Here is a 5,436-nt window from a genome sequence, read left to right on the forward strand (position 1 = left end):
ATGAGGATTTCGCCCCCTGCGCTCCGGCGTAAGAGGAGATCTGATGTGAGCCGTGGACGTTCGGTGTCATCCGGGTCGCCGGTGAGACCGGACTCCACATTGGACCATGCAATGGTGTGTTGACGAACGCGTCAACACCCGCCAACATAACCCCCTCCGTTCCGGGAATCAGGAACGGAGGTATTCATTCCGGTTGATCCTGCCGGAGGCCATTGCTATTGGGATCCGATTTAGCCATGCTAGTTGCACGAGTTCAGACTCGTAGCGAATAGCTCAGTAACACGTGGTCAAACTACCCTTCGGAGCACCATACCCTCGGGAAACTGAGGCTAATAGTGCATACCACAGTTCACCTGGAATGAGAACTGTGTCAAACGCTCCGGCGCCGAAGGATGTGGCTGCGGCCGATTAGGTAGACGGTGGGGTAACGGCCCACCGTGCCAATAATCGGTACGGGTGGTGAGAGCCAGAACCCGGAGACGGAATCTGAGACAAGATTCCGGGCCCTACGGGGCGCAGCAGGCGCGAAACCTTTACACTGCACGACAGTGCGATAAGGGGATCCCAAGTGCGTAGGCATAGAGCCTACGCTTTTGTCCACCGTAGGGAGGTGGACGAATAAGGGCTGGGCAAGACCGGTGCCAGCCGCCGCGGTAATACCGGCAGCCCAAGTGATGGCCGATCTTATTGGGCCTAAAGCGTCCGTAGCTGGCCACGCAAGTCCATCGGGAAATCCACCTGCTCAACAGGTGGACGTCCGGTGGAAACTGCGTGGCTTGGGACCGGAAGGCGCGACGGGTACGTCCGGGGTAGGAGTGAAATCCCGTAATCCTGGACGGACCGCCGATGGCGAAAGCACGTCGCGAGAACGGATCCGACAGTGAGGGACGAAAGCCAGGGTCTCGAACCGGATTAGATACCCGGGTAGTCCTGGCCGTAAACAATGCCTGCTAGGTGTGGCTCCCACTACGAGTGGGTGCTGTGCCGTAGGGAAGCCGCTAAGCAGGCCGCCTGGGAAGTACGTCCGCAAGGATGAAACTTAAAGGAATTGGCGGGGGAGCACTACAACCGGAGGAGCCTGCGGTTTAATTGGACTCAACGCCGGACATCTCACCAGCATCGACTGTGGTAATGACGGTCAGGTTGATGACCTCGCCACGAGCCACAGAGAGGAGGTGCATGGCCGCCGTCAGCTCGTACCGTGAGGCGTCCTGTTAAGTCAGGCAACGAGCGAGACCCGCATTCCTACTTGCCAGCAACGCTGTGAAGCGGTTGGGGACAGTAGGAAGACTGCCGTGGCCAACACGGAGGAAGGAACGGGCAACGGTAGGTCAGTATGCCCCGAATGTGCTGGGCAACACGCGGGCTACAATGGTCGAGACAAAGGGTTCCAACTCCGAAAGGAGACGGTAATCTCAGAAACTCGATCGTAGTTCGGATTGTGGGCTGAAACTCGCCCACATGAAGCTGGATTCGGTAGTAATCGCGTGTCACAAGCGCGCGGTGAATACGTCCCTGCTCCTTGCACACACCGCCCGTCAAAGCACCCGAGTGAGGTCCGGATGAGGCACGTTCCACGTGTCGAATCTGGGCTTCGCAAGGGGGCTTAAGTCGTAACAAGGTAGCCGTAGGGGAATCTGCGGCTGGATCACCTCCACAGACCCGAGACCTCCCACACGGGAGGCTCACCTTTCGACCGTCCGCGGTCACCCGACCACGAACGGTCACTACTCATTCGCATGCGTCCAAAACGGAGTCCGGCCCACCGCCGGCCCGGACACCTACGAGCGTCCACGGCTCACACTTACACACCCCCCCACACCCTCTCCACACGGAGAGGTGGGCTCATAGCTCAGCGGTAGAGTGCCTCCCTTGCAAGGAGGATGCCCTGGGTTCGAATCCCAGTGAGTCCATGTCAATCCGACCGGTTCGAAACGTGCCCCTTAAGTGGGCGACGCGACTCGGTTGGAGTACGACGACCGATGCACCATCCCGGGAAACCGCGGATGGGAAGGGTTCGACGAACACGCGCTGCCACGCGTGATTCGATGACGACCGTGTATACGTGCGATCCAGACGTCCACTGAACTCATACGAGTTCGTGGAACGTCAGTGAACCAATTACAGTCGGTGACTATCCAATAGTCACTTGACACCGTCAGTATGCTCTTCGGAGCACACTGACACACTACTGGCTACTGTGCCAGCTGGTGAATGGCTCGGCTCGAGAGCCGACGACGGACGTGCCAAGCTGCGAAAAGCTCGTGGGACCCGCATGGAGGGAAAGAACACGAGATCTCCCAATCGGAATCCGTTCAACAATTGCCACGCGCAATAGGGAACTCCCTGAATTGAAACATCTCAGTAAGGGAAGGAAAAGAACGCAACAGCGATGTCGTCAGTAACCGCGAGTAAACGCGACACAGCCCAAACCGAAGGTCTTCGGACCAATGTGGTGTTCGGGTTGACACTCAAGCCGCGAAATCGCATTCGAAGTCTCCTGGAACGGAGCGTGAAACAGGGTGACAACCCCGTAGAATGCGACAGTACCGGTGGCGTCAAATCCAGAGTAGCAGGGGTCGGATATCCTCTGTGAACACTCCAGGCATCCCCTGGAAAGGCTAAACACTCCTCGAGACCGATAGCGAACAAGTAGCGTGAGCGAACGCTGAAAAGCACCCCGAGAAGGGCGGTGCAATAGGGCCTGAAATCAGTTGGCGATCGAGCGACAGGGCGTACAAGGCGTCTCTCAAAACGACCGAGAAGCGATTCTCTAGTAGGAAGAGAGACGAGCCGGCGTCGTGTCGTGCGTTTTGAAAAACGACCCAGGGAGTGCACTTGAATGGCGAGTCTAACCCGTGAACCGGGGAAGGCGCAGGGAAACCGATACGGCCGCAGTACTATGTACGAGGGCCACCGTGTCCAAACGCGGGGAGTCATTCGGGTGCGACCCGAAACCAGGCGATCTATACGCGAGCAGGGTGAAGCGTGGCGAAAGCCACGTGGAGGCCCGTTAGAGGTGGTATCCTACAATATCCTCTCGTGATTCGTGTATAGGGGTGAAAGGCCCATCGAGCCTGGCAACAGCTGGTTCCGACCGAAACATGTCGAAGCATGACCTCTTCCGAGATAGCCCGCGGGGTAGAGCTACCGATTGGATGACTCGCCTCCGAGAGGAGTCGACCATCCTGTCGAACTCCAAACCCGCAGGCGTCGTAGACGAAGGGAGTCCGGTGCGCGGGGTAAGCCTGTGTACCGTGAGGGGAACAACCCAGAGCCGGGTTAAGGTCCCAAAGTGTAGATTAAGTGCGATTCGAAGGTGGTCTCAAGCCCTAAACAGCCGGGAGGTGAGCTTAGAAGCAGCTACCCTCTAAGAAAAGCGTAACAGCTTACCGGCCGAGGTTTGAGGCGCCCAAAATGATCGGGGCTCAAATCTACCACCGAGACCTGGCCGCGCCCTTGACAGGGCGACCGCGTAGGTCGGCGTTCTGTTCGGATGGAAGCTCGGGCGAGAGCTCGCGTGGACCGTTCAGAAACGACAATCCTGGTCACAGTAGCAGCGATAGTCGGGTGAGAACCTCGACGGCCTGATGAGCAAGGGTTCCTCGGCACTGCCAATCAGCCGAGGGTCAGCCGGTCCTAAGACACACCGCAACTCGACTGTGTCAACGGGAAACTGGTTAATATTCCAGTGCCATCATGCGATAAAAGTCGACGCCGTGTGGAACGCTGAGCCGGGCATTCGCCCGGTCGAATCGTGGAACCTCGTGGAAGCCGTCACGGCAGGAAGCGAGAGAAGCGCGAGATAGCGCAAGTCAGCCGTACATAGGGCCCGTGAAAAGACAAGCATGATGTCCGTACCGAGATCCGAAACAGGTGCTCTGCCAGCGCAAGGCACGGCCTGTCGGGAGAACCGACGTTAGGGAATTCGGCAAGTTAGTCCCGTACCTTCGGAAGAAGGGATGCCTGCTCTCGACGGAGCAGGTCGCAGTGACTCGGGCGCTCCGACTGTCTAATAACAACACAGGTGACCGCAAATCCGCAAGGACTCGTACGGTCACTGAATCCTGCCCAGTGCGGGTATCTGAACACCTCGTACAAGAGGACGAAGGACCCGTCAACGGCGGGGGTAACTATGACCCTCTTAAGGTAGCGTAGTACCTTGCCGCTTCAGTAGCGGCTTGCATGAATGGATAAACGAGAGCGCCACTGTCCCAACGTTGGACCCGGTGAACTGTACGTTCCAGTGCGGAGTCTGGAGACCCCCAAGGGGAAGCGAAGACCCTATAGAGCTTTACTGCAGGCTGTCGCTGAGACGTGGTCGCCGATGTGCAGCATAGGTAGGAGTCATTACACAGGTACCCGCGCTAGCGGGCCACCGAGACAGCATTGAAATACTACCCGTCGGTGACTGCGACTCTCACTCCGGGAGGAGTACACCGGTAGCCGGGCAGTTTGACTGGGGCGGTACGCGCTCGAAAAGATATCGAGCGCGCCCGAAGATCATCTCAGCCGGGTCGGGAACCCGGCGAAGAGCGCAAGAGCACAAGATGGTCTGACAGTGTCATTCCCAACGAGTGACGCTGACGCGAAAGCGTGGTCTAGCGAACCTACGAGGCTCCGGAATGGGGCCCGTAGATGACAGAAAAGCTACCTTAGGGATAACAGAGTCGTCACCCGCAAGAGCACATATCGACCGGGTGGCTTGCTACCTCGATGTCGGTTCCCTCCATCCTGCCCGTGCAGAAGCGGGCAAGGGTGAGGTTGTTCGCCTATTAAAGGAGGTCGTGAGCTGGGTTTAGACCGTCGTGAGACAGGTCGGCTGCTATCTATTGGGGGTGTAATGGTACTTGACGTGAACGGTCGTATAGTACGAGAGGAACTACGACTGGTCGCCACTGGTGTATCGGTTGTCCGGAAGGGCAGATGCCGAGTAGCCACGCGACACGGGGTAAGAGCTGAACGCATCTAAGCTCGAAACCCACATGGAAAAGAAGTACCGGAGAGGTCACTCGTAGAAGACGAGTTAGATAGACTCGGGATGTACGCGCCGAGGCAACGAGGCGTTTAGTCCACGAGCACTAACAGACCGAAGCCACACTCATATGGTCACTAGACATTCCACACTCGCATGAGTTCAGGCGGTAACTGGATCGCACGCATACACGGTTAGTCGAGAGACGAGCCACTGACACAGGCGTCTCTCCGTTCGGAGAGTTTCGGTTCGAATCCGAGAGTCAGCATGAAGGCGGCCAGAGCGGTGGGGGTACACCCGTACCCGTTCCGAACACGGAAGTTAAGCCCACCCGCGTACCGGGAAGTACTGGAGTGAGCGATCCTCTGGGAACCGCGGTTCGCCGCCTCACCATTCATCGGGATCATTCCCGTTTTCCACAGCCCACGGACATCGCGTTCGTGGGCTGTTTTCACGTGTAT

At 57.8% G+C, this 5,436-nt stretch carries 1 tRNA gene and 3 rRNA genes; all 4 read left to right on the forward strand.

Features of this window, described 5'->3' with window-relative positions:
- The first annotated feature begins 186 nt into the window (after positions 1-186).
- The 4 genes from FN829_RS15555 (at position 187) to rrf (ending at position 5,366) form a co-directional block, all read left to right on the forward strand.
- Positions 187-1,657: ribosomal RNA gene (locus FN829_RS15555) — 16S ribosomal RNA — on the forward strand.
- Positions 1,658-1,841: 184 nt separating this feature from the next.
- Positions 1,842-1,913, forward strand: a tRNA-Ala gene (locus FN829_RS15560).
- Between the two features lie 273 nt (positions 1,914-2,186).
- Positions 2,187-5,104 (forward strand): 23S ribosomal RNA (locus FN829_RS15565).
- A 140-nt stretch (positions 5,105-5,244) separates the two neighbouring features.
- A 5S ribosomal RNA gene (gene rrf / locus FN829_RS15570) occupies positions 5,245-5,366 on the forward strand.
- Together the 16S, 23S and 5S rRNA genes with 1 tRNA gene alongside form the textbook arrangement of a ribosomal RNA operon.
- The last annotated feature ends 70 nt before the right edge of the window (positions 5,367-5,436 follow it).

The organism is Halorubrum cibi (assembly GCF_900182635.1).
GTDB lineage: Archaea > Halobacteriota > Halobacteria > Halobacteriales > Haloferacaceae > Halorubrum > Halorubrum cibi.